Origin of the sequence: Aromatoleum tolulyticum, assembly GCF_900156155.1 — a bacterium.
GTDB classification, from domain to species: domain Bacteria; phylum Pseudomonadota; class Gammaproteobacteria; order Burkholderiales; family Rhodocyclaceae; genus Aromatoleum; species Aromatoleum tolulyticum.
On record NZ_FTMD01000036.1, the window covers coordinates 1 to 1,243 of the forward strand.

Below are 1,243 nucleotides of genomic sequence, written 5' to 3' on the forward strand. Positions count from 1 at the left end.
CTCCTCGAAGCCTTCAGCTCCTTCTGGGCCAGCGCCTACAAGGAAGTCATCGTGTTCACGCTCATCATCCCGGTGCTGCTGTGGCGCTCCTTCACCAGCCACCACGTGGAGGAAGAGGAATGAAACCCGCACTGTCCGCCCGTACCGTCCTCGGCCTCTTCCTGGCGCTGCTGCTGGTGGCGCCGCTGGTGATGCCGCCCTTCTACGTCACGCTGCTCAACTACATCGGCCTGTATGCGCTGGTCGCGCTCGGCCTCGTGCTGCTCACCGGCGTCGGCGGCCTCACGAGCTTCGGCCAGGCCGCCTTCGTCGGCCTCGGCGCCTACACCACCGCGGTGCTCACCACCGCCACCGACTTGCCCGCGTGGCTCGCGTGGGCGGGCGGCTCGCCGTGGCTCGCGCTCGGCGTCGGCCTGGTGTTCACGGCCACCGTCGCGCTGGTGCTCGGTTCGCTCACGCTGCGCCTGTCCGGCCACTACCTGCCGCTGGGCACCATCGCGTGGGGCATCAGCCTGTACTTCCTCTTCGGCACCCTCGAAACCCTGGGCGGCCATACGGGACTGACCGGCGTGCCGCCGATCGCGATCTTCGGCTATGAGCTCAGCGACGGCAGCCAGATCTTCTACCTCATCTGGGCCTTCCTGCTCTCGGCGGTGTTCACCACCCAGAACCTCCTCGACTCGCGCGAAGGCCGCGCGATCCGCGCCTTGAAGGGCGGCATGGTGATGGCCGAGGCGATGGGGGTGGATACCGCGCGCTCGCGCATGGTGATCTTCGTCATCGCGGCACTCCACGCCTGCGCCTCTGGGTGGCTCTACGCGCACCTGCAGCGCTTCGTGAACCCCACGCCGTTCGGGCTGCACATCGGCATCGAGTACCTCTTCATGGCGGTGGTGGGCGGCGCCGGCCAGGTGTGGGGCGCGCTCCTCGGGGCGGGCGTCATCACCATCGCCAAGCAGTGGCTGCAGGACATCCTGCCGCGCATCTTCGGCCAGAGCGGCAACTTCGAGGTGATCTTCTTCGGCCTGATGATGATCATCATCCTGCAGCGCGCACGCGAAGGCCTGTGGCCGCTGTTCGCCCGCCTCGTGCCGGTGAAGGCCTCGAAGCGCACCCTCGACGCCGCCGCCGAACCGCTGCCGAGGAAGCCGTTGCCGGCGCGCGGCGAGGTGATCCTCGAAGCGAAGGAGGTCACGCGCAAGTTCGGCGGCCTCGTCGCCAACAACGCCATGAGCCTCACCGT

General features: G+C 68.2%; 1 protein-coding gene and 1 pseudogene. Both read left to right on the top strand.

The window, feature by feature from the left end; genetic code table 11:
* A pseudogene (locus tag BW991_RS24290) lies at positions 1-123 on the top strand (branched-chain amino acid ABC transporter permease); the annotation flags it as partial.
* The coding region (locus BW991_RS23450) for a branched-chain amino acid ABC transporter permease (protein WP_139336003.1) at positions 120-1,243 on the top strand (1,124 nt) is incomplete at its 3' end. The pseudogene BW991_RS24290 and the gene BW991_RS23450, both read left to right, overlap by 4 nt.